General features: G+C 63.6%; 23 protein-coding genes. 5 read left to right on the top strand and 18 right to left on the bottom strand.

Annotated features, from left to right (window positions below):
• Positions 1-5 precede the first annotated feature (5 nt).
• The 3 genes from nqrM (at position 6) to JET14_RS00625 (ending at position 1,350) form a co-directional block, all read left to right on the top strand.
• Positions 6-173: a (Na+)-NQR maturation NqrM gene (nqrM, locus tag JET14_RS00635; RefSeq protein WP_183490793.1), complete on the top strand. Its 168-nt coding sequence runs from the start codon at positions 6-8 to the stop codon at positions 171-173.
• A complete protein-coding gene (locus JET14_RS00630; RefSeq protein ID WP_200336342.1) occupies positions 170-562 on the top strand; it encodes a CBS domain-containing protein in 393 nt (130 codons plus the stop codon). The genes nqrM and JET14_RS00630 overlap by 4 nt, the downstream gene beginning before the upstream one ends.
• Before the next feature lie 269 nt (positions 563-831).
• Positions 832-1,350: an ActR/PrrA/RegA family redox response regulator transcription factor gene (locus JET14_RS00625; RefSeq protein WP_246072157.1), complete on the top strand. Its 519-nt coding sequence runs from the start codon at positions 832-834 to the stop codon at positions 1,348-1,350.
• 6 nt (positions 1,351-1,356) lie between these two features.
• Here the strand turns inward: JET14_RS00625 and JET14_RS00620 are convergent, their stop codons facing one another.
• Genes JET14_RS00620 through JET14_RS00605 form a run of 4 tightly spaced genes read right to left on the bottom strand, consistent with a single transcriptional unit; the run spans position 1,357 to position 4,872 of the window.
• Positions 1,357-2,418, bottom strand: coding sequence for a 4-oxalomesaconate tautomerase (locus JET14_RS00620; protein ID WP_200336340.1), 1,062 nt, complete (start codon positions 2,416-2,418; stop codon positions 1,357-1,359).
• Positions 2,411-3,118: a 4-carboxy-4-hydroxy-2-oxoadipate aldolase/oxaloacetate decarboxylase gene (locus JET14_RS00615; protein WP_200336339.1), complete on the bottom strand. Its 708-nt coding sequence runs from the start codon at positions 3,116-3,118 to the stop codon at positions 2,411-2,413. Before JET14_RS00615 ends, JET14_RS00620 begins: the two co-directional genes overlap by 8 nt.
• Positions 3,119-3,121: 3 nt before the next feature.
• Complete coding sequence (locus tag JET14_RS00610) at positions 3,122-4,093, bottom strand: VOC family protein (RefSeq protein ID WP_200336338.1); 972 nt, start codon at positions 4,091-4,093, stop codon at positions 3,122-3,124.
• A gap of 41 nt (positions 4,094-4,134) precedes the next feature.
• A complete protein-coding gene (locus JET14_RS00605; protein WP_200336332.1) occupies positions 4,135-4,872 on the bottom strand; it encodes a PIG-L deacetylase family protein in 738 nt (245 codons plus the stop codon).
• Positions 4,873-5,121: 249 nt separating this feature from the next.
• On the opposite strand from JET14_RS00605, the gene JET14_RS00600 reads away from it, so the two are divergent.
• Positions 5,122-6,015, top strand: a complete 894-nt coding sequence (locus JET14_RS00600) for an NAD(P)-dependent oxidoreductase (protein ID WP_200336330.1) — start codon at positions 5,122-5,124, stop codon at positions 6,013-6,015.
• A gap of 84 nt (positions 6,016-6,099) precedes the next feature.
• A complete protein-coding gene (locus tag JET14_RS00595) occupies positions 6,100-7,302 on the top strand; it encodes a LysR family transcriptional regulator (RefSeq protein WP_200336328.1) in 1,203 nt (400 codons plus the stop codon).
• Between the two features lie 3 nt (positions 7,303-7,305).
• Here the strand turns inward: JET14_RS00595 and JET14_RS00590 are convergent, their stop codons facing one another.
• The 14 genes from JET14_RS00590 to ligM all read right to left on the bottom strand — a co-directional run bounded on the left by JET14_RS00590 (position 7,306) and on the right by ligM (position 22,782).
• Positions 7,306-7,629, bottom strand: coding sequence for a 2Fe-2S iron-sulfur cluster-binding protein (locus tag JET14_RS00590; RefSeq protein ID WP_200336326.1), 324 nt, complete (start codon positions 7,627-7,629; stop codon positions 7,306-7,308).
• A gap of 24 nt (positions 7,630-7,653) precedes the next feature.
• Positions 7,654-8,859, bottom strand: coding sequence for an NAD(P)/FAD-dependent oxidoreductase (locus tag JET14_RS00585; RefSeq protein ID WP_200336324.1), 1,206 nt, complete (start codon positions 8,857-8,859; stop codon positions 7,654-7,656).
• Positions 8,856-9,272 (bottom strand): GFA family protein, encoded by a 417-nt coding sequence (locus JET14_RS00580; RefSeq protein ID WP_200336322.1) that lies wholly within the window; start codon positions 9,270-9,272, stop codon positions 8,856-8,858. The genes JET14_RS00585 and JET14_RS00580 overlap by 4 nt, the downstream gene beginning before the upstream one ends.
• A gap of 64 nt (positions 9,273-9,336) precedes the next feature.
• Entirely contained in the window at positions 9,337-9,750 is a 414-nt protein-coding gene (locus JET14_RS00575) for a Rieske (2Fe-2S) protein (RefSeq protein WP_200336321.1), read from the bottom strand.
• Between the two features lie 9 nt (positions 9,751-9,759).
• Complete coding sequence (locus tag JET14_RS00570; RefSeq protein WP_200336320.1) at positions 9,760-10,860, bottom strand: amidohydrolase family protein; 1,101 nt, start codon at positions 10,858-10,860, stop codon at positions 9,760-9,762.
• 1 nt (position 10,861) lies between these two features.
• Positions 10,862-11,944, bottom strand: a complete 1,083-nt coding sequence (locus JET14_RS00565; RefSeq protein WP_200336319.1) for an amidohydrolase family protein — start codon at positions 11,942-11,944, stop codon at positions 10,862-10,864.
• Positions 11,945-11,959: 15 nt separating this feature from the next.
• Positions 11,960-13,939, bottom strand: a complete 1,980-nt coding sequence (locus JET14_RS00560; RefSeq protein WP_200336318.1) for a tripartite tricarboxylate transporter permease — start codon at positions 13,937-13,939, stop codon at positions 11,960-11,962.
• Positions 13,940-14,244: 305 nt separating this feature from the next.
• A complete protein-coding gene (locus JET14_RS00555) occupies positions 14,245-15,339 on the bottom strand; it encodes a hypothetical protein (RefSeq protein WP_200336317.1) in 1,095 nt (364 codons plus the stop codon).
• A 716-nt stretch (positions 15,340-16,055) separates the two neighbouring features.
• Complete coding sequence (locus JET14_RS00550) at positions 16,056-16,976, bottom strand: methylenetetrahydrofolate reductase (RefSeq protein ID WP_200336316.1); 921 nt, start codon at positions 16,974-16,976, stop codon at positions 16,056-16,058.
• Between the two features lie 212 nt (positions 16,977-17,188).
• Positions 17,189-18,037, bottom strand: a complete 849-nt coding sequence (gene purU, locus JET14_RS00545) for a formyltetrahydrofolate deformylase (RefSeq protein WP_200336314.1) — start codon at positions 18,035-18,037, stop codon at positions 17,189-17,191.
• A gap of 223 nt (positions 18,038-18,260) precedes the next feature.
• Positions 18,261-19,565 (bottom strand): TRAP transporter large permease, encoded by a 1,305-nt coding sequence (locus tag JET14_RS00540; protein WP_200336306.1) that lies wholly within the window; start codon positions 19,563-19,565, stop codon positions 18,261-18,263.
• The gene (locus JET14_RS00535; protein WP_200336305.1) at positions 19,562-20,074 is read right to left on the bottom strand and encodes a TRAP transporter small permease; all 513 of its coding nucleotides are present in this window, start codon (positions 20,072-20,074) and stop codon (positions 19,562-19,564) included. Before JET14_RS00535 ends, JET14_RS00540 begins: the two co-directional genes overlap by 4 nt.
• A 4-nt stretch (positions 20,075-20,078) precedes the next feature.
• Positions 20,079-21,065: a TRAP transporter substrate-binding protein gene (locus JET14_RS00530; protein ID WP_200336304.1), complete on the bottom strand. Its 987-nt coding sequence runs from the start codon at positions 21,063-21,065 to the stop codon at positions 20,079-20,081.
• Positions 21,066-21,369: 304 nt separating this feature from the next.
• The gene (gene ligM, locus JET14_RS00525; protein ID WP_432443053.1) at positions 21,370-22,782 is read right to left on the bottom strand and encodes a vanillate/3-O-methylgallate O-demethylase; all 1,413 of its coding nucleotides are present in this window, start codon (positions 22,780-22,782) and stop codon (positions 21,370-21,372) included.
• Positions 22,783-22,789 lie beyond the last annotated feature (7 nt).

Raw genomic sequence — 22,789 nt, 5'->3', positions numbered from 1 at the left:
CGGACATGGAAATCCTGCTGGCAATCGCGATCGTCGTTCTCGGCATGGCCGGCCTTGGCGTCAGCCTCTTCGTCGGGCGCGGCCCGCTGAAGGGCTCGTGCGGCGGCATGGCCTGCATGAAGGAGGCGGCCTGCGAGGGCTGCCCGAACCGCCTTTCGAGCGAGGCCGAATGACCGACACGATCGCCGAAATCACCAAGACCGACGCGCTGACCGTCACGCCGGAAATGCCGATCCGCCGCGCCGTTGCGCTGCTTGTCGAGAGCAGGGCGGCGGCGGCGCCGGTCGTCGATGAAGGCGGGGCGCTTTGCGGCATCCTTACCCAGAAGGATTGTTTCAACCCCGCCCTGCAGGCGAGCTATTACCAGGAATGGAAGGGAACGGTCGGCGACTATATGAGCCGCAATGTCGTCAGCCTGCCGGCAAGCGCCGATCTGGTCGCCGCGGCCGAGGCCTTCATTTCCCATCCGCACCGCGTCTTCCCCGTGACCGACGGCAACCGGCTTGTCGGTCTCCTGCGCCGTTCCGACGTGCTCTCGGCCCTTGTCCGGCTGAGCGGATAGACCGTCCGCAAGAGCCCTTGAGGCCATCGGCCGGCCAGCCGGCCGGATCGCTCCTGCCAAACCGGCCCGCGCCGCGCCAAGACGCGTCGCATACGACCGTTTTTGAGACGGTGCAGGGTTTACCCCCGGGCCGAGGAGGTCCATAACCATCTGACAGGATTGACGCGCGGTCATTTGCCGCACACGAGAATTCAGGCATGACAGACATGGACGACACGCAAGAAACCGATTTCGGCCGGGATGCACTGACGGGTGAACCGGACGGCGAAATGAGCCTTCTGATCGTTGATGACGACACGCCGTTCCTGCGCCGCATCGCCCGGGCCATGGAAACGCGCGGCTTCGCCATCGAGACCGCCGAGACCGTTGCCGAAGGCATTGAAAAGGCAAAGGCGCGGCCGCCGAAATATGCCGTCGTTGACCTCAGGCTCGAAGACGGCACCGGGCTCGACGTGATCGCCGCCATTCGCGAGGCCCGCGAGGACACGCGCATCGTGGTGCTGACCGGCTACGGCAATATCGCCACCGCCGTGACGGCCGTGAAACTCGGCGCGCTCGACTATCTGGCCAAGCCCGCCGACGCCGACGACATCGTTCATGCCCTGACCCAGGCGCCGGGCGAAAAGGTCGATCCGCCGGAAAACCCGATGTCGGCCGACCGCGTGCGCTGGGAACATATCCAGCGCGTCTACGAGATGTGCGACCGCAATGTGTCGGAAACCGCGCGCCGTCTCAACATGCACCGCCGCACCCTGCAGCGCATCCTCGCCAAGCGCGCGCCGCGCTGAGGCGGCTCATCCCTCGCGCGGGAACACGCGCCCGTCGAACAGCTTGCGGGCCGTGCGGCGATTGCCCGCGCCGAGGATTTCGCCGTCCGCGCCGATGTCGAGAAACACGTCCAGCGCCCCGGTCGGATGCTCGACCAGATAATTGCCGTCGCCCGGGTCGACGGCGAGATCCTTCGCCACCGACCCCTCGATCCGCGTTGCCGTTGCCACCGAGATGGCGGCGAAAACGCCGATGGCGGCGTGGACCCTGTGCGGAATGAAGGAACGGGTGGCAATCGACCCGCCATTGTCCGGCGCCGAGACCAGCGTCATCTTCGGCACCGAGGCCTCCGTCACGTCGCCAAGCGCCATCATCGGCCCGGCCTTCAGCCGGATCGCCTCAAGCCGTTTCTTCAGTTCCGTGTCCTTTTCCAGCGCCTCCGGCTCTTCCCGGCCGGTGAGGCCGAAATCCTCCGCCCGGAGAATGGCGCAGGGCATGCCGTTGTCGATCAGCGTCGCCTTCACGCCCTCGATCTCGTCGCACGCATTGCCGGTGGGCAAGAGCGCGCCGCACATGGAGCCGGCAATATTCCTGAACAGAAGCGGGATCGCCGCATGGCCGCCCGGCACGCCCGCGATTTCGGCATCGCCCGCGTAATTGACCTTTCCGCCGGGCGTTTCGATCCGCGCGACCGCGATCTCGCCGGTGTTGACCATATGGATGCGGACCTCGGTCCGCGCGCCGGCCGCCGGCACAAGTCCGCGCTCGATCGCCGCCGGACCGACGCCGGCCAGGATATTGCCGCAGCCCTGCCTGGCGCTCACCAGCGGCTTGTCGACAAAGACCTGCAGGAACAGATAATCGACATCGGCATCATCGCGCGTCGGCGGCGACAGGATCGCCACCTTCGAGGTCAGCGGATCGGCCCCGCCGATGCCGTCGATCTGGCGCGGATCGGGCGAGCCCATGATCCGCAGCAGCAGATCGTCGCGCGCGGCGGGATCGTCCGGCAGGTCGGCGGCGAGGAAATAGGCGCCCTTGGACGAGCCGCCGCGCATCCAGAGGCACGGTATGCCCTCCTCAGACATATTTAAGACCCTTTTCCGCAAGGCGCGGGCGCATGTCGTAGATGTCGAGGCCGAGTTCGCCGGCGGCGAGCCGCTTGCGCTTCATCTCCTCGTTGTCGAGGCGTTTTTCCGCGGCCGCCAGCACCTTTTCGGCATCCGCCCTCTTCACGAGGCAGACGCCGTCATCGTCGGCGACGATGATATCGCCCGCCTCGATCAACTGCCCGCCGCAGATCACCGGCACATTGACCGAACCGAGCGTCTCCTTGACCGTGCCCTGGACGCTGACGGCCTTGGACCAGACGGGAAAATCCATCGCCTCGAGGTCCTTCGTGTCGCGCACGCCCGCATCGATGATCAGACCGCGACAGCCGCGCACCTTTGCCGAGGTTGCCAGAAGATCGCCGAAATAGCCGTTGTCGCAAGGGCTGGTCGGAGCGAGCACAAGTATGTCGCCCGGCTGAAGCTGTTCGATCGCCACATGGATCATCCAGTTGTCGCCGGGCGCCGCGGAAATGGTGACGGCGGAACCGGCAATCTGCGCGCCGCGATAGATCGGCCGCAGATCGGCGGCAAGGCAGCCGATGCGGCCCTGCGCCTCATGCACCGTCGCAACGCCCGCCTTGCCGAGCGCGTCGATGACGGCGCCGTCGGCGCGCGGGACATTCCGGATCACATAGCCGGGCGTTCCCGGCGCGAGATTGAGCGTATCGCTGCTCATCGCTCACGCCTTGCCCGAAACCGGCGGCGTGCCGTGCGTGTGGAAACTCTCAATGGTCTTCAACCCCCAGGCCTGGCCCTTCTTGCGGTCGGCCTCGGTCCAGCAGACCGGCTGCCAGTCGGGCGCCAGAACGAGGCGGGAACCGGCATTGGCAAGCTCGACGCGGTTGCCCGCCGGCTCCCACACATACAGGAAGAACGTGCCCTGAATGGCGTGCTTGTGCGGCCCGGTCTCGATGTGAACGCCGTTCTGCAGGAAGATGTCGGCGGCGCGCAGAATGTCCTCGCGCTGGTCTGTGGCGTAGGTCACGTGATGCAGCCGGCCATTGCCGCCGCCATGCTCTTCGGTGCAGGCGAGATCATAGCTCTTGTTGTTGATCGTGAACCAGCAACCGCCGATCCGGCCATTGTCAAGCTGGATATACTCCGTCACCCGCGCCCCGAGGCAGGTGATCATGAAGCGCCGGAATTCGGTGACGTCTTCCGCAAGCAGATTGATATGATCGAGGCGGCGCGGCGGCATGCCGGTAAAGGCGGACGCCGTGTTCTTCAGCGCCGCCTTCTCCGCGTCCTCCTGCGGCGCGTACCAGTTGGTGTCGTAATAGATCTCGAATTGATGGCCGAAGGGATCCTCGAAACGAAAGGCCCGGCCGTGGCTCAGGTCGCCGTCATTCCAGCCGATCACCTTGAAATCAGAGGCCTCGATTGCCGCGACCCGGCGTTCCAGCGCTTCCGGCGAGGCCGCGCGATAGCCGATATGGGCGATGCCCGTGGTGTCGGATTTCGTCAGCTTCAGCGTTGCATATTCATAATCGTCCCAAGCTCTCAGATAGGCCGAATGTTCATCCTGCCCAGAAAGCTTCAGCCCGTAGATCCGGGTGAAGAAATCGAGGCTTTCCTCGAACTTGTTGGTCAGCACTTCCACATGCCCGAGATGGGCGATGTCGAAGCTCGGATTGGTCGGTTCCGTCGTCATTCCTGTTCCTCCCCTTTCTTCTTCAGGCGTTTCCCGCCGCCTCAGAGCTCGTCGACCGTGCGCGGAAAGATCGACTGGAACCCTTCCGCATATTTGCAGTCGCGCCCCGATGCCTGCCCCCCGGAATTGCGCTTGAAATGATTGGCGCGGTTGATGGCGACGCGGGTGTAATATTCCCAGAGGTGCTCCTGACCCGCCATGCATTCGATCGCCGCCCGCTTCTTCTCCCAGACCGGCGTGATGTCGAGGAAGGTGTCCGGTTTCCAGCCCATCTGTTCGGTCTGGTGCGGCTCGAACAGGTAAAGCTGCGGCGCGCCCAGCACCTTCTCGCCGGGATTATGCCCCCAGGCCTGGGCGATCATCCGGCATTCGAGCGCCACCTGCGTGGCGTACATATGGTCGGTGTTGTAGGGGTCGTATTGCGAGTGCGACAGCATGAAGGCGGGCTGCACCTTGCGGATGACCTCGACCACCCTGTTCTTGTCCTCGCGGGAAAGCTCCAGCGGATAGTCGCCGAGATCGAGACAGACGAGATCGTGGACGCCAAGGGCTTCCGCCGCCTGTTCTGCCTCTTTGCGGCGCTCCGCCTTGACCCTGTCGAGGGTCATGCCCTCCTGCTTCCACAGTTTCGCGCTTTCGCCGCGCTCGCCGAAAGAAAGGCACAGCACCGTGACGTCATAGCTCTTAGCGGCATGCAGCGCGATCGCCCCGCCGCAACGCCAGACGAAATCGGCGGCATGGGCGCTGATGACGAGCGCAGTCTTGTTGCTGTCCGGCATGGTTTCCTCCGTTTCCCGTTGGCCCGATTTCACGCCGGACCGCTGGAAATGACAATTTCGGATTGCGGCGCAGGCATAAGAATTTGCTATAGAGCTACGCCGGAAACATTCGAATGGCTTGAGCGCGCCTTCAGGCTATAGCTAATACTTATAACCGCGCCGGGCTTTTGAATGGCCTTTGCCCCGCCGCGTGGTTCTAGATGTCGGTTCCGGTTTGCCGAAAGGGCGGACGCCAGCGGAGGAAGAGCCATGACAGCCATCGGATTTATCGGTTTCGGCGAGGCCGCGCGCGCAATCGCGGACGGCTGGGCGGCGGCAGGCATCGCCACGACCCGTGCCGCCTTCGATATCAAGACGCTGCAGGACGACACGGCAGAAGCAATCACCGAGGCCTGCGACGAGCGCGGCGTCTTCTGCGCCCCGTCTTCCGCCGCTCTGCTTCAGCGAAGCGATATCGTCTTCAGCCTGGTCACCGCCGACAACGCGTTTTCCGCCGCAGAGACGGCGGCCGCGCATATCAGGCCCGGCACGCTCTATCTCGACGGCAATTCCTGTTCGCCGGAGACCAAGCGTCGTAACGCGGCGTTGATCGATTCCGCCGGCGCGCGTTACGTCGATGTCGCAATCATGAGCCCGATCCACCCGAAACGCCACGAAACGCCGTGCCTCGTCTCGGGTCCGCACGCGACACAAGGCGCGGAGGCGATGGCAGGCCTTGGCATGATGGCGACCGTGACCGGCCCCGAGATCGGCGACGCCTCGTCGGTGAAGATGATCCGCTCGGTGATGATCAAGGGCACCGAGGCGCTGATGGCGGAATGCTTTCTCGCCGCTGAGAAGGCAGGCGTCAGCGCTGAGGTACTCGCCTCGCTTTCCGCATCCGATCCTCAGATCGACTGGTCGAGAAAAGCTGCCTATTGCCTGGAGCGGATGATGGTGCACGGCACGCGGCGCGCGGCGGAAATGCGCGAGGTCGCGGCAACCGTCAGCGATCTCGGGCTCGAGCCGCGCATGAGCGCGGCGACGGTTGCCTGGCAGGCGGAAATCGGAGCGCTTGGCCTTCAGACGGCAAGAGACGATGACATCGCGGACCGCGTCGGACTGATCCTTTCGGCAAGGGGCAAGGCCCGCGGCGAAGACTGAGCCCCTCGCACCAACCCGTGCCTTTGCCATCGCTTCCGCCGTTCCGCATGCTATAAATCCGCCGAACACGTCGCGGAGGCCCCCTTGCCCTACAATCTTCGTCATCTCAGGGTCTTTCTGGCGGTCACCGAGACGCATTCGGTCACCCGGGCGGCCGAGATTTGTTTCGTCTCGCAACCGGCCGTAACCCAGGCGCTGGGCAAGATCGCAAGCCTTGCCGGCGCGGCGCTTTTTGCGCGCACGCCGCAGGGTCTCTATGCCACCGAGGCCGGGGAGACGCTTGCCCGTCGCGTCAGGCGCGCTTTCGCCTATCTCGATCCCGCGCTCGCCGAGGTCGCGCCGCGCCTGAACGTGACGGTCACGCGCGCGCAGCTGAACGCGCTCATCGCCGTCACCGAAACACAGAATTTCACGCTGGCCGCCAAGCGGCTCGGCCTCGCCCAGCCGACGGTTCACCGCGCCGTCAGCCAGCTTGAAAGCGAGGCGGAGCGTCCTTTGTTCGAGCGCAACTCGTTTGGCATCGTCGCCACCCGCACGGCATCCGCGCTCGCCCAGGCCGCACGACTTGCCTTCGCCGAATTAGCCCAGGCCGACGCCGATCTGGCGGAGGCGATGAAGCGAGAGACCGGCCGGATCGTCGTCGGCGCCATGCCGCTGTCGCGCGCCTGCGTTCTGCCGGACGCGATCGTCGCCTTTCGCGCGCTCGGCCGCACCATCCCGGTCGATGTTCTCGAAGGCGATTATGACGACCTCCTCGCCGGATTGAGGCGCGGCGAGACCGATTTTCTCATCGGCGCGTTGCGCGATCCGGCACCGATCGGCGATATCGTTCAGGAGGAACTGTTTTCCGACAGCGTTGTGCTGGTGGCCGGCCCCGGTCATCCGCTCGTGCGGTCGGCGGGTAACAACAAACTGCTTCAGCCGACCTTCGAGGCGCTTGCCGAATATCCCTTCGTCGTCGCGCCGGAGGGCACGCCGATTCGCGGCCATTTCAACCGAATTTTCGAAGACGCCGGACTTGCCGCGCCGTCACGCCTGGTCGAGACCCGGTCGGTGATCCTGATGCGGGAACTCCTGGAAAAGAGCGACCATCTCGGCTGTGTCTCGAAACGTCAGGCCGAGGCTGAAATCGCCCATGGATTGATGGTGGCGCTGCCCTTCGAGCTTCCGGGCAGCGAACGGCCCATCGGGCTGACGCTGCGCGCCGGTTTCCTGCCGACGGTCGCCCAGGCGCTGTTCCTGAGGCTCCTGCGCGACAAAGCGGCTTCGCTTCCCGGCTCTGAGTGAGGCTTACGCCTGTTCGGCGGGAACCTGAACCGTCAGCCCGTCAAGCTCTTCGGTGACCGTCAACTGACAGGACAATCGCGAACGGCCGGGCTCCATGCCCGGTGCGAAATCGAGCATATCCTCTTCCATCGGCTCAATCGGCGGCAGACGGTCGAACCAGTCCTCGGCCACATAGACGTGGCAGGTGGAGCAGGAACAGCACCCGCCGCATTCGGCGACAATGCCGTCAACCCCATTGTCGCGCGCGCCCTCCATGACGCTTTGCCCCGCGGCGACGTCGAACTCGTGGCGCTTTCCGGCGTGTTCGATATAGATGATCTTCACCAATTCCAGGTTTCTCCTTGTTGAGGCTCAGGCCGCTGTCAGCGTCTTCAGGTCGGCTGCGGCCAGATCGTCAGGGTCCGGGCTGATCCCCGCGCCAAGCAAGCGCCTTCCGGTCATGTAGGCGCGCGGATCGTTGATCGCGTCGATGGCGATGAAGCGCCTGCCGGCATAATACCAGTGCGAGACCGCGCCTTCGCGCTCGCCGTTTCGCACCACGACGCGGTCATAGCCCGTATTGAGGCCTGCAATCTGCAGCTTGACGTCATACTGATCCGACCAGAACCATGGCTGCGCCCGGTAGGGCGTTTCAGCGCCAAGCAGGTTCCGCCCAACGCATTCGGCATGCTCAATGGCATTCTGTACGCTTTCCAGCCGAAGCCTGCCGCCACCATGGGGAAAGCTGGCGCAGTCGCCGGCGGCAAAAATATTCGGGTCCGTCGTGCGGCCGTAAGCGTCCGTGGCAATGCCGTTGTCAACCGCCAGACGCGCCTGCTGCGCAAGCGCTGCGGCCGGTTCCACGCCGATGCCGACAATCGCCAGATCGACATCGAGCGTCGTGCCGTCGGCCAGTTCCGCCGCCCTGGCCGCCGGGCCGCCGACAAGACGGCGAAGGCCGGTGCCCTCGCGCAGATCAACGCCGTTTTTGCGGTGAAGCCTGCGAAAATAATCCGCCGTCTCCGCCGCCGCGACGCGGCCGAGAATGCGCGGCGCGCTTTCGATCAGCGTCACCTCAAGCCCGGAGCGCGCGGCAATGGCGGCCGCCTCCAGACCGATATAGCCGCCGCCGACCACCAGAAGCCGCGCGCCGGGTTTGAAGCGCGGCGCCATGGCATCCACATCGTCGATGCCGCGCAGGGTGAAGACGTTCCCGAGCTCGCCGCCGATTGCCGCCGGCAGGCGCCGGGGACAAGCGCCGGTCGTCAGCACCAGCCTGTCATAGGCAAGAACATGATCGCCAAACCGCACCTGTCCGGCGTCGCGGTCGATCGCCTCGACACGGGCGCCGAGCTTCAGATCGATGTCGTGCTCGCCGTAAAATTCCGGAGAGCGCAGAGATAGGCGCTCGCGCGGCAATTCCCCCAGCAGGAATTTCTTCGAAAGCGGCGGCCGCTGATAGGGCGGCCAGGCCTCTTCGCCCAGGAGCGTCAATGCGCCCGAATAGCCCTCGGCCCTGAGCTTCGCCCCCAGCGACAGCCCCGCCTGACCTGCGCCCACAACCACGATGCCGCTCATCGTCCGGTCTCCTCATGCCCGGCGATCCATCGTGCCCAGTCGTGCTTCAGCCGGTCCATGTCCGGGCCTTGCGGGTATTGCGCCACGCCGGGCAGTGGCAAGAGCCAGGGCTGCCGGGAGGCGGTGAAGATTTCCGCCGCCGGAAAAAGCCAGGACGGATCGTCGAGCGTGCCGGGTTTGACCACCAGAACCGGGCTGTCCTTGCGCTGATGGGTCAGCCGCACGCCGCACGTCCCGCAAAAGGTCTGGCGGATCGGCACGCCGGAGCCTCCGACCGTCCAGCGCTCCTGCGGCGTGCCGTCGAGCGTCAGGTCCTCGCAGGCAAACATCAGGCTTTCGCCGAACGCGCTGCCGGACTGGCGCTGGCAGCTTGCGCAATGGCAGAGGTAGAAGGTGAGCGGCGCCCCGCTCACCCCGTATCTGAGCGCCCCGCACTGGCACCCGCCCACAAGCGGGAGCACAGGAAGGTGCCCGTTTTCAGATGGTGAGGACGACATAATCATCCTCTGTGCGGACCTCGAACACCTCGGCGCGATACGGCCCTTCCGCCAGGCTCTCGCCGGGCGCCACCTTGACGTCGAAGATCTTCACCCGCATCCGGCTCGGGTCGCAGTAGGAACGGCCGTTCTCAAGATCGAATTCCCAGCCGTGCCAGGGGCAGCGCACCATGGTCTTCTCGTCCTCGGTGCGGTAATTCCCGGGCCCGTCCGCGTTGACGAGGGCGGCAACCCTGCCGTGACAGAGTTCCGCGCCCTCATGCGGGCACTTGTTGGTGATGGCGGCAAAGCGGTCTCCGAGATTGAAGATGGCGATGACGCGCCCGGCGACCTCGACCCGCCTGGCCTTGCCTTCGGGTATTTCGTCGACCTTGCAGATGATGTGATCGGTCATGGCCTCTCCTCAACCCAGTCCGTAAACGGCGAGCGCGTTGTCGCGCATGATGCCGCGCTTTGCCTCTTCGCTCAGTCCGACGCGGAAAGCCCGGTCCGGGTGATCGAAATCCCAGTGCGGATAATCGGTCGAGAACATCAGCCGGTCCGCCCCGATCCAGTTGAGGAGGTTGTTCATATGCCGCACATTCGGCGGCTCCTCGATCGGCTGCGTGGTGATCCAGACATTGCGGCGAATGTAATCGGACGGGCGGCGCTTCACATGCGGCACCTCATCGCGCATGCGCTCCCATTCGCGGTCCATGCGCCACATCAGCGATGGCAGCCAGGCGAAACCGCCCTCCACAAGCACCAGTTTGAGCTTCGGAAAACGCTCGAACACGCCCTCGAAGATCATCGAAATCAGGACGGTCTGGACCGAATGGGAGAAGGCGTAATGCTCCTCGACATAAAAGGACGCCCAACCGGCGCCGGTATTGGCGTGCCAGCCGGTGGCCGCCGGGTGGACGGCAATCGGCAGGTCATGCGCCTCGGCGATCTCAAAGATCGGCCAGTAGCGCTTGCGGCCGGCGGGCTCCAGGCTGCGCGGCACGAATTGCAGCTGGGCAAAACGCTTGTCCTTCAGCCGCTCCTCGATTTCGCGCACGGCGGCTTCGCCATCTTCCTGGGCAATGGAAATACCGCCCTTCAGACGCGGTTCCGGGGCGAGCCATTTGTCGACCTGCCAGTCGTTGATGGCCGCGCAGACGGCCGCGCTCAGTTCGAGGTTCTGCAGTGACGGCCCGGGATTCAGCGCCTGCAACAGGCCGAATTCGACATTGAGTTCGTCCAGCAACTGCTCCTGCAGGAAGGCAAGGCTGGAGGCCGGCGGCCCGCCCTCCGGCGGATAGGCATCCTGGCGCATGCCGCCATGGTTGAGGCGCGGATATTGCAGCATGCCGACGAGTGAACCGCCCGACCGCATGCCGAAATCGCGCACATGCTCGCGCCAGCGCAGCGGCATGAAGCGCGACAGCTCGGTCCTGTCGGTCATTGCGGGGTGGATGTCACAGTCGATAATTCCGAGTTTCGTCTTGGCCGTGTCAGGCCTCTCCAGTTCGGCAACAGTCATGTCAGACCTCCAGTCTCGGATAGGTGGCAAGAACATTCTCGCGGCAGATGGCATTGGCGAGATCGGCGGAAAGCCCGTCCGGCCATCTGGCGGCGGTCGGGCCATGATCATGCGGAAAATCGGTGGAATAGAGCAGCAGCTCCGGCCCGCCGATGCATTCGACGACGGCCGAAACTTCCTCCGGTTCGACCGGAAGATCGAAGGGGTGCAGGGTGAAGCGCAGCTGGCGCTCCATGAGCTTGTCCGGACCCTCCTTCAGCCACGGCACCTCGACACGGCAGCCCCGCCAGTCCTTGGCCATGCGCCACGAGACGCCGAAGAGCCAGGAGATCCCGCTTTCGCTCATCACCACCTTCATGTCCGGAAATTCGCTCAGAACGCCCTCGCTCAGGAGGCTTGCCGCCTGGCTGGCGAAACCTTGCGACCAGTTGACCTGTTCCTCGACAAGGTGGGACATGAAGCCGGACTGCGTCGGCGCGTGGCGATAATTGCTGCCCGGATGGATCGAGAGGGCAAAGCCGGCGTCCGAGGCCGCCCTGTAGATCGGCCAGAACTGGCGCTGGCCAAGCGGCGCGTCGCCCATGCAGATCGCCAGGATCTGGACGAAGCGGCGGTCATCGGCATAGCGTTTGATCTCCGCCACCGCCTCTTCCGGGTGGCGGAAGGGCACCAGAAGCGCGGCGCGCAGACGCGGGTCTCGATCCAGCCACTCCGCCGCCAGCCAGCGATTGGTCGCCTGGCACATCATCGCCTGCATATAGGGATCGAACAGCGCCTGGACGCCGTTGACGACATTGAGGATCGCCGCCGAAATACCCATCGGGTCGAGATGGGCTTCCGCCAGCCGCCCGGGGCTTGGCACCCCGCCATCCGCCCCTTCCGCCCGGAAGGACTTGGTCGAGAACGGATAGGACATCAGTTCCATATGCCCGATATCGCGATAGGGCATCATGTCCTTCCAGTAGCTGTCGACGAAGGGAAGCAGATCCTTCTGTCCGGGACTGCGCGGATGCACGTCGCAGTCGATGGCGCCGATGCCAACGGCGGGATCGGGTCTTGTCTCAGCATCAGGCTCTGTGAGCATGTTTCTCTCTCCTCATCACATGAAGAACGGTAATTCGAACGGGGCATGCAGAAGGCGGCCGTAAAGGAAGTAGAGCACCGCCCCGAGGCCCGCCGTGTAGAGGGCAACCACCCACCACCGGAACCGGCCCCAAAGCGCGGTATAGATCGCGGCAAAGCCGAGGATCGCGGCATAGGTGCCGACCCATGGCGTCAGCGCCGCCATCAGCGCGATCGACAGGAAGGTGATGATCTGACGCTGGTGCGCGGCGATGAATTGCCGCGTGGTGCCACCGGCCGCCGCATCGCCGGCCCGCCGCGCGGCGGCGATCACCCGCAGCCGGTTGCGGTCCTGGAACAGGACGAAGCCCATGATGACGATGCCCGCCAGGCCAAAGGCCATCGGCGAGACCTTGGCCAATAGCTTCCAGTCGCGCGCCATCCACACCGCCGCGCCAAAGAGCGCGATGAGCACGAGCGCGAGCGCCGCAGACAAGATCAGGCTCGCCTTGCTCTCCTGCGTATCCTCGATCGCGTGGGCAGCGAGCCCGCGGCGGGTCGAGCGCAGGGCGAAGAAGAAGACCAGCGCCAGCACGATGACGAGACCGATCACCGTCGGGCGTGTGACCACCTCCATCACCGTATAGCTTTGCCAGGTGATCGACATGGCGTTTTCAAGAACAGGGCCGAGCACGAAGCCGAGAATGAAGGGCGGGCGCGGCCAGCCCGCCGCCTTCATTATGTAACCGAGCAGGCCGACCCCCAAAAGCGTGATCCAGGTAAACATGCCCGGCTGCCAAACCCAGGAACCCATGAAGATGAAAAGGATCACCGCCGGCACGATGAAATTGCCGTCGACGAAGGCCGCGCGCGCCACCTGGCGGCCCCACATCATCAGCGCGGCGGCGCCGATGATATTGGCGATGATGATCGTCCATACCATGGAGAAGGTAATGTCGAGATTGTCGCTCAACATGTTTCGGCCCGGCGAGAAGCCGTGGATCGTCAGCGCACCGAGCAGAACGGCCATGGCGCCGCTGCCGGGAATGCCGAAGGCAAGGGTCGGGATCAGCGAACCGCCGAGCACGGCATTATTAGCCGCTTCCGGCGCGATCACGCCGCGCACGTCGCCCTTGCCGAATTGTGGATCGGTCTTGCAGCTCTGCGTGGCGTGACCATAGGCAAGCCAGTCAACCACGGACGAGCCGATGGCCGGCAGCATGCCGACATAAACACCCAGCAGCGAACAGCGGATCACCAGCCAGCGATTGCGGATCGCCGCGCGAACGCCGCTGAAAATGCTGTCGTCGGGCGTATGTTCGTCATTGAGATGGGCAATCGCGGTGCGCCGCGCGGCAAGGTCCATCATTTCCGGCAGGCCGAAGAGGCCAAGAATGACCGGAACGAGCGGCAGGCCGTCAAGCAGGGAGCGTTCGCCGAAGAAATAGCGTGGCATGGAGCTTGCGACCGGATAACCGATCTGGGAAAGCATCAGCCCGAGAACCGCCGCTCCCAGCCCCTTGGAGACCGCATTGCCGCTGACGGCGCCGACCATCAGAAGGCCGAGCACTGAAAGTAAAAAGAACTCCGGCGAGCCGAAGGCGAGAATGATCGCCAGTGCGAAAGGCAAGGAGGCCGCCATGGCCAGACCGCCGAGCACGCCGCCAAAGGCCGAGCTGACGAAGGCGGCACCGAAGGCCGTCTGCGCCAGGCCGCGCTTGGCCATGGCATTGCCGTCGATTACGGTCGCCTGGCTGGCGATGGTGCCGGGAATGCCCAGCATGACCGATGTGATCGTATCAGAGGTGGAGACCACCGCGAACATGCCCAGCAGCATGGCAAGGCCCGCGGCCGGGTCCATGCCGAAGGTGAGCGGTAGCAGCACCACCATTCCGGTGACCCCGCCGAGCCCCGGCACGACACCGAGCCACAACCCGACGGCGATGCCCGCCAGCAGATAGAGAAAGCCGGGAAAAGACAGAACCAGCGATAGTCCTGTCATAAATGAATCGAACATGAAGTTCCAGCTCCAGGTCAGCTTGGCTGATCATCGCTTCGCCACATGCGGCAAGCCGATGACAAATACCTCTTCAGATTGTGCTCCACCGCGAACGGCGAGCGCCAATCTCCAAAAAGGTCACAAAAACAATCCGGCAGAACCGTTGGAGACCGGGAGGCCTGGCCTTGAGTGCATTGCGCTGGCGGCGATGCGATCGCCGACGGCAGGGGGCGATCGCATCAATACGCGACCGACCGCCGGTGCTCCTTGCCAGACTCCGGTTCTCCGGGCGGCGATGCCTGCGCCGCCCCTCGGTCTGCCTGCTACTGCTCGATCCGCTCGACCAGCTGGCGCATCGTGTCCTTGATGTCCTCGGAGGTGTTCTGGACATCGGATATGATCTTGGTCATTTCCTGCCAGTGGACGATGTTCGGCGGCGAGCCATAGACCTTGGTGGCCGCCTCGATATAATCCGGCGAGGCTGTCGCTTCATCGAAGCTCGCGCGCAGCATATCGAGATGGTCCTGCGGCGTGCCGGGCGGAGCGACGATGATCCAGTTGACCGGCGCCGACGACTGCGCGTGATACATGATCAGGTCCCAGAGCGGCCCTTCCGGCGGTTTTCCGGTCGCCTTTTCGATGTATTCGCCGAGGGTCGGCACGCCTTCGAGGGCTGGATCGAGCTTCATCGAACCATCCGCTTCGAGCGGCCCCATCTGCCAGATCGCCATCGTCTCGCCGCTGGCGATCGGGCCGTCGCCGAGTTCGGCGATATACTGCGTGGTGGTCGCGGGGTAGGCGTCGATCTCGCCGCGCTGCTGGGCCGCATAAAGCGGGCCGTCGCCAAGCATGCCCGAGACGAACGTCCAGTCGACGCCGAGAAGATCGAGCGCCGCAGCCGTCTGCATGCCCTGGGTCATGCGCGGCGAATAGACGCCGACGGTGACGCTTTCGAGATTGACGAGATCATCGCGATTTTCAATCCCGCCGCCAACATCGGCTCTGAGATGGAACAGGAAGTTGGACCCGCCAATGCCTGCGATCACGCCGAAATCCTGGAACGGGATTTGCAGCACTTCAGGATCGAGAATGCGGGTCGTGCCCTGCCATGCAAGATAGCCGAGCGTCTTGCCGTCGGGCCGGGCATCCATGACATAGTCGATACCCTTGGTCAGCGCGCCGCCGGAGACCGACTGCACCACCATGGTCGGGTGATCCGCCATGGTCTTGGACCAGGCATCGGCCAGCACCTGGGCGCTGATCGCCGTTGCGCCGCCGGGCGCGACATTGTGCACCAGCGTCACCGTCTCGCCTTCAAGATCGATCGGATCAGCATAACCGGGCGCGGCTCCCGCCAGCATGATCGCGGCAACGGATGCCGCCGCCATGGCGGATCTGATAATTGTATTGCGTTTCATCTGTTCTCCTCCCTCTGGAACCAATGACGCGGAATGCGCGGACCTCCTCTGTCCTCGATCTCCGCCACGAGCGCGCGGCCCTGCGGCCCTTTCGTCTCGAGCGGCCGGCCTTCTGGCTGACCGATCTGACTTCTTGCGATGCCCGCAGGAAGTGGGCGCACCGCCTCCCGCTCACCCATCCCCAATCGAGATCAGGCGCCGAAACGGGGCTGCATTGTCTAAAACCGCGGAATGTCCGGCACAGGCCGGGCGGGCATGCGCAGCCGGCCTGCCCCACCGGCTGGAATTGCTCCTCATATCGCGTCGCCCGTTCTGTCGAAAACGGCGTTCAGGCCTGACGCGATCTCGTCCCTCCGCAGGCTTCCAAAGCCCGCTTCCCGACCTCCCAGACGGGAACGCACGCGGAGGGTTTCGGTCTTAATGTATACGCAGATACATGATCTCAATCTAACCGTGCTTATACTTTAGCCCAGTATAAGCGAGAAATAAACAAAATTAGCGCAAATTTCGAAGAAAAATCGGCTTTTATGTACAAATTGGAATAAGTCTATCAACAGCTTGCGTATACATATTCCGTGAAGAGTGTAGGATTGACCAAACAAGGTTGGAACCGACTTACGCGGCCTGCGTCTGAAAAACCGGCCCGTCGCTTGCGCAGACGGGCCGGCCGGGTCATGGCTTTGCCTGGTCGTGATCCGGCTTGCCTTGCGGCGACCTCAGACGGCAGCCGAGGCGGGCGCGGCCACGCTGTGCCGGTCCGCCCAGTTGGCGCAGGCGCCGATACCGCCCAGCGGGAAAAAATGGATCTGGGCCACGGCCGAACCGCCATCGCGTTTCGCTGCGGCGGCAAAATCAGCCAGAACGTCCGTCGGCTCATAGGGCAGCACCAGTTTGGACACATCCATGGCCCGGCGCTGCAGCACCTTGAGCGAGGAACCGACGCCGCAGGCGATCGCGAACTTGATCAGCGTCTGCAGCTTGGCCGGCCCGGCAATGCCGACATGGACGGGAAGGTCCACGCCGATGCCGCGCAGCCGCTCAATCCAGGCCAGCACCGGCTCCGCCTCGAAGGCGAACTGGGTGACGATCGCCATTTCGGCGTCGGTGCGCTCTGCAAAGTCCTGCTTCCACCTGAGGGCGGCGTCGACATTGCCGGTCGATCCGTCGGGATCGATATCCCTGTTGCCCTCCGGATGGCCGGCTACATGAAGCCGACGGAACCCGGCCTTGTCGAACAGCCCGGTCTCCATCAGCTGCATCGACGAGTGATAGTCGCCGGCAGGCGCACCACCGCCGCCGGCCAGCAGCAGCGCCTGGTCAACGCCGGCCTCGCCCTGATAGCGCGCGATCCAGTCTTCCAGCGTCGCCCTGTCCTTGATGATGCGGGCGGGAAAATGCGGCATGACGGGAAAACCGTCCTCCGACAGACGCCGCGCCGTGGCCACCATATCCTCGATCGGCGTGCCTTCGATATGAGCGATGTATACACGGGTACCGGGCGGCAGCAACGCTTTGAAATCATCCACCTTGGCCGCGGTGCGTGGCATGACCTCGATCGAAAAACCTTCTATCAAGGGCTCGATGGCGGCTTTTTCAGCGGCGGACTGCTTGCCGCGCCTGCCCAGAAATCCAATCATTCCGCAGACCCTCCTCCAGGTTGGGATGAATCAAATGTATACATTGAACTCTCGTCTGGCAAGCTTTTCGCCGATTCTTTCCGCAGGCATTCTTCTGACTGTATGCATAACGAGGCGCGCCCTGCCTTGGCATTTGTGACACCGCTGTGCCATCGACGCCTGCCGCAGCGCTCCTGCCCAAAGGTCGGGAGGCGCCCTGCCTGCAAACGGTTCTATTTTTCGAACACGACCGTCTTCTTCCCGTTCAGCATCACGCGGCGCTGGAGATGCAGGGTCACCGCCCTGGCCAGCACCCGGCGCTCGATGTCGCGGCCCTTGCGGACCAGGTCCTCAGGCGTGTCGGCATGGGTGACGGCCTCGACATCCTGGGCGATGATCGGGCCCTCATCGAGGTCCTCGGTCACGTAATGCGAGGTCGCGCCGATCATCTTCACCCCGCGCTCGAAGGCCTGGTGATAGGGCTTCGCGCCCTTGAAACCCGGCAGGAATGAGTGGTGGATATTGATGCAGCGCCCGGACAGAAATGCCGAGAGATCATCCGACAGGATCTGCATGTAGCGCGCGAGCACGACCAGCTCCGCTCCCGTCTCGTTCACCAGGGCCTTGATCGCGGCCTCCTGCTGCGGCTTGGTGTCCTTGGTGATGGGCAGGTGGTGATAGGGAATATCACCCATCAGCGTCAGGTTCAGCGCTTCCTTCGGATGGTTGGAGGCAATCGCGACGACCTCCATGTCCAATTCGCCGATCCGGTTGCGGTAAAGCAGGTCGCCGAGACAATGATCGAATTTCGAGACCATCATCAGCACCTTCGGCTGCCGCGCCATGTCCCACAATTCCCAGATCATGCCGTATTCGGCGGCGAGCTTTTCCATCTCGACGCGCAAGGCGGCCTCGTCACCGGGATATTCCACGACGACGCGCATGAAGAAGGTGCCGCTTGACGCATCGTCGAACTGGCGCGCCTCGGTGATGTCACCGTCGGCATGAGCGAGCAGTGTCGCAACCGCGGCGACGATGCCGGGGCGGTTGGCGCATTTGATGGTCAGGACATAGGATTTCATCGCAAGGTTCTCCTCCGGATCGGGGCGCATAACTCCACCCCCTCAGACAGTCTGGTATCCCCGCCCTTTTCGGACGGGACTCGATCATCCATTCATTTGTCGCGACGCGGACCCATTGGCGGTTTTCAGGCGCACGCGTCCTCTGCCGCCATCGCACCCGGCGCCGGCAGTCAAAAGCATCGATTATCTTCACGGCATTGCCGGTCGCGCCCTGTCGGCGCTGCTAGTTCATCATCGTATCCGGCAGGATCAGCGTGATCTGCGGAAAGGCGATCAGCACGATCAGCGTCGCCAGCATCGCGAACCAGAACGGCGTGACGCCTGCAAAGATGCGGGCGAGCGGCACGTCGCGGGCCACCGATTTGACGATGAACACATTGACCCCGACCGGCGGCGAAATCAGGCCCATCTCCAGCGTCAGCACCACCAGCACGCCGAACCAGATCGGATCGATTCCCAATTGCGAGATCACCGGAAAATAGATCGGCATGGTCAGCACCAGCATGGCGAAGCCTTCAAGGAAACAGCCGAGGATCAGATAGGTCAGCAGGATCAGCGCGAGCACCGTGATCGGTCCGACCTGAAGGCCTTCCAGGAAGACGCTCACCAGATCGGGAATGTGGGTCAGCGCCAGGAACGGGTTCAGGTTATGGGCCGAAATCAGGATCAGCATGACCGCCGCCGTCGTGACCACCGAATCCTTGGCAGCCGCCCAGAACGCCTTTGGCGTAAGCTTTCCCGTCGCCGCGCCGATCAGGATGATCAGCCCGGCGCCGACGGCAGACGCCTCCACCGGCGAGAAGATCCCTGCATAGATGCCGCCGATCGTCAGGATCACCACGGAGAGCACCGGAAGCGCGCCGACCATTCTCTTCGTCTTCTCGCCCATCGTCGTGCGCGGGCCGGCGGGACCGAAGCCGGGCCGAAGCCAGCACAGGATGGTGATCGTGGCGATGAACATCGAAAGCAGCAGGATGCCCGGCAGGACGCCCGCCAGAAAAAGCCGGCCGATCGATTGCTGCGTCAGGATGGCGTAAATGACGAAGCCGGTCGAGGGCGGGATCAAAATGCCGAGCGTGCCGCCGGCGGCAACCACCCCGGTCGAAAGCCGGTTGTCGTAATTGAAGCGATCCATCTCGGCCATGGAGACCTTGCCCATGGTCAGCGCCGAGGCGACTGAGGACCCCGAAAGCGCGGCAAAACCGGCACAGCCCAGCACGGTCGCCGAGGCAAGGCCGCCGCGAAACCGCCCGACAATGGCATAGGCCGCATCGTAAAGCCTGCCGCTCATGCCCGTTACCGAGGCAACATTACCCATCAGGATGAATAGCGGCACCACCACCAGTTCGGCCGAGGAGGCAAGCGTGAAGCTTTCCGAGGCCATCAGGCTCATCGCCGCCTTTAGATCCTTGAGCGCCCAGATGCCGGCGAAGCCGACCGAAAACATTGCCAGCGCCACCGGCACGCGGATCACCAGCAGCACAAACAGGACGGCAAGGCCGATCAGGCCCACCAGTTCTCCGCTCATTCGCCGACCTCCCGCCCGACATCGCGGGACGGCCCCGACAGCGCAAGCTCAACGGCGCGAAGCGCCATGCCGATGGCGGTGATCAGCGCCATGATCGACAAGGCCCACTGGAAATACCATTTGGGCATGCGCACGATATTGGTGGCAAGCTTGAGCATCTGCGACAGTTTCGATGAATCGTAGACGGTATAGGCGATGCCGACGAAGATCACCGCGCCGAGAAGCGCGGCGAAGATGTTGAGCCAGTGATTGAAGGCATCAGGGAAATGACCTTCGAAGACATCGACCGCGACATGGCCGCCGAGCTTGTCGCAAAGCGCCATGCCGCCGAAGACGATGATGACCATGCCCATCTGGTAGAAATCCTGCGCGCCGCGAAGCGGCGCGCCGAATGCCCGTCCGATCACGTCCGCAAGCACGACCAGCGTCACGAAGATCAGCCCGAGCGTGCCGGCAAAAGCGGAGAGCGAAATCAGCCCATCCGCGAGCCTGCGGAGCGTGGAAAGCATGGTCTTATTCACCACGCATCGAGGCAAGAACATTCTCGGCGCCGAGCTCGGTCACGATCTCTTCGGTCACCGGAATGGTGATCGCGCCGAAGGCTGCCGCCTGATCGGCATCGAGCGTGATCACGGTCTTGTTGGGATCGGCCTCAAGGCCGGCAATGGTCTCTTCGGCAACGCGGTTCCACGCCGTCTCCGCGCTTTCGGAGAGGTATTCGCCGGCATATTTGTCGATCGCCGCCTGCTGCTCGTCGGAGAGCCCGTCGTAACGCGCCTGGCTCATCACCACATAGAAGGTCAGTCGGCCGATCGGCGCCCCGATCGTATAGCTGTCGGCAACCTCGGAAAGCTTGAAGTCGGTGACGGCGGAAGCGCCGGTGACAACGCCATCGATCAGGCCGGTCTGCAGGGCGTTATAGAGTTCTCCTGCCGGCATCTGAACCGGCGTTGCGCCAAGCGCTTCGAGAACGGCGGCCGTGGTCGAGCCGGCGGCGCGGATCTTCAGACCCTTCAGGTCATCGGGCGTGCGGATATCCTTGTCCTTCATGATGAAAATGTTTGGCTCCGAGGTCCACAGCGCCAGCGGCTTGGTGCCGGGAAACTCGTCCTGGATCATTTCCATGGAGCGCCAGATCGCCGGATAACCTGGCTGTCCCAGTTCGATGACGCCGGGCATTTCGGCAATCATGGTCTTCGGGAACTGCGACGACGTATAGCCGGGCAGGCCCCAGACGATGTCGGCAACGCCCTGAAGCACGCGGACATACTGTTCCAGCGGACCCTTGCCTAGCTCGCCGCCCGGATAGACGCGAATGGTCAGTTCGTCACCGACCTCGTTGGCGAGGCCCTGCTGTAACGGCTCGATGACCGAGCCGGTCAAGGTATGCTGCGGTGGAACGAAATGGGCGAAAGACAGTTCTTCCGCCGAAGAGGCCGTGGCGACGCCGGCGAAAAGCGCGGCGGATACGGCAAGACTGCGCAGTGACCTGTAGATCATGATTCTCCTCCCCAGGTTTCATGACTTGGTAGACTGAGCGCGCCCGCTTGGCTGCGGCCACACTCCCGAACTCCTCTTCGTTACGCTCCGGCGACGAAAGCCGGACGCTTGGCGACAATGCGTCGATCATGGGCGGCACTGCGGAAAACGCGATCGGACAGGCCCTCCTCGGCGTAGTCCCGTAACCGCGATTTGCGCCGTTTCCGCCACCGGCGGCGGACAACAACCGCCATGGCGCCGTGCGGCGTCCCTATTGCCGGCAGCCGCCCTAGCGCAGGCGGCGCCGATTTTCACGAGAAAGGCGTCAGCTGCCCGCCTTGGTGCGCCAGCTGTCGGCATAGTTTTCTCGGGCTTCTGCGGCATAGGGCGTCGGCGAGACGCGCACGCGGATTTCCGCCTGCCTGTGCGGCTCCACCGAGGTTTTCTGCGTCGCTTCCGGCTCGCCCCATTTCAGCGTCAACACATCGCCGACATTGACATCCTGGCTTACGACGCCGAGCGAGAGAACCCTGCGCTCATTGTAGGAATAGCCGTTGAACATCGACATGCCGACCATCCTGTCGCCTTGCATGACCATATCGGCCGTGGACGACGCATAATTGGGCTGCGGGAAATCAATCCACTTGTAGGGCGTGCCCTCCTCGAAACTGGAAGCGATGACCTTCACGACGTCTTCCGGGTTCCACTCGAAGGTAACCTTCTTGCGGTTGCTCGGCGCGTCCTTGAGCTTGGCGAGCGCGTCCTTGCCGATGAAATCATCCTTCTTCCAGCCGATATAGAAGCCGTAACCGAGCTCGAAGGGGTTGGTATAGTAGTCCTCGACATTGTCGGAGACGAAGGAACCGCCGATGGAGCCGACCGCCTCATAGGCATCAGCGCCCAGCCAGTCGCGATAGTCCGCCATCATGCCGTCGCCCGAGTAGATGCCCGGCAGAGGCGAGGGAATCCAGCCCGATTCCAGCGTGTTGGTGGAATAGGCGCGCGAGCCGACGCGGCGCAGATCGACGCCGGTTTTTGCGGCGGCTTCCAGAATGGTCGACAGGACATAGGCCTTGTCGGAATAGGGGCCCCAGATTTCCAGGCCCGGCGCGCCGGCCATGCCGTGACGCAGCGCCTGCACGCGCTTCGAGCCGACATTGATCCAGTCAACATGGAAGAACTTGATTTCGGGAACCGGCCCGCCATTGATGGCGTCGAGGATCTTGTTGGCATCCGGCCCCTGGATCTGGAAACGGTAATGAGTGCGCAGCACGCGCTCGCCCTCGGGACGCGAATCCGAACGCGGATCGTGAACGAGCCGCACGTTCCACTTGCCGATGGCGGCCTGGAACTTGGTCCAGTTGGCGGTCGGCTGGCGGCCGACCAGGACGAATTTGTCCTCGCGCTCGCGGAAGATGATCATGTCGCCGATGACGTGGCCGGCCGGCGTGACCGGCACGAAATGCTTGGCGCGGTTCTGATCGAAATTGGAAAAGCCATTGATCCCGACATAGGCGAGAAACGCCTCGGCGTCCGGGCCCTCGACGATCAGTTCGTCCATATGATGGGTCTGGTCGAACAGGACGGCGGTGTTGCGCCACGCCATCTGCTCGCTGCGCCAGTTTGAAAACTCCGGCGCCACGACAGGGTATACATAGATACCTGCTCGCGAATTCCGCAAAAGCTCAACAGGATTCGAGAACCCCTTCATTACAGTCGATAGGTTTTGACCTGCCACTTTTCAA

Origin of the sequence: Martelella lutilitoris (genome assembly GCF_016598595.1) — a bacterium.
Classification (GTDB): Bacteria; Pseudomonadota; Alphaproteobacteria; order Rhizobiales; family Rhizobiaceae; genus Martelella; species Martelella lutilitoris_A.
The sequence above is the reverse complement of the archived record's forward strand: the minus strand, read 5'-3'. Positions and strand labels throughout refer to the sequence as shown.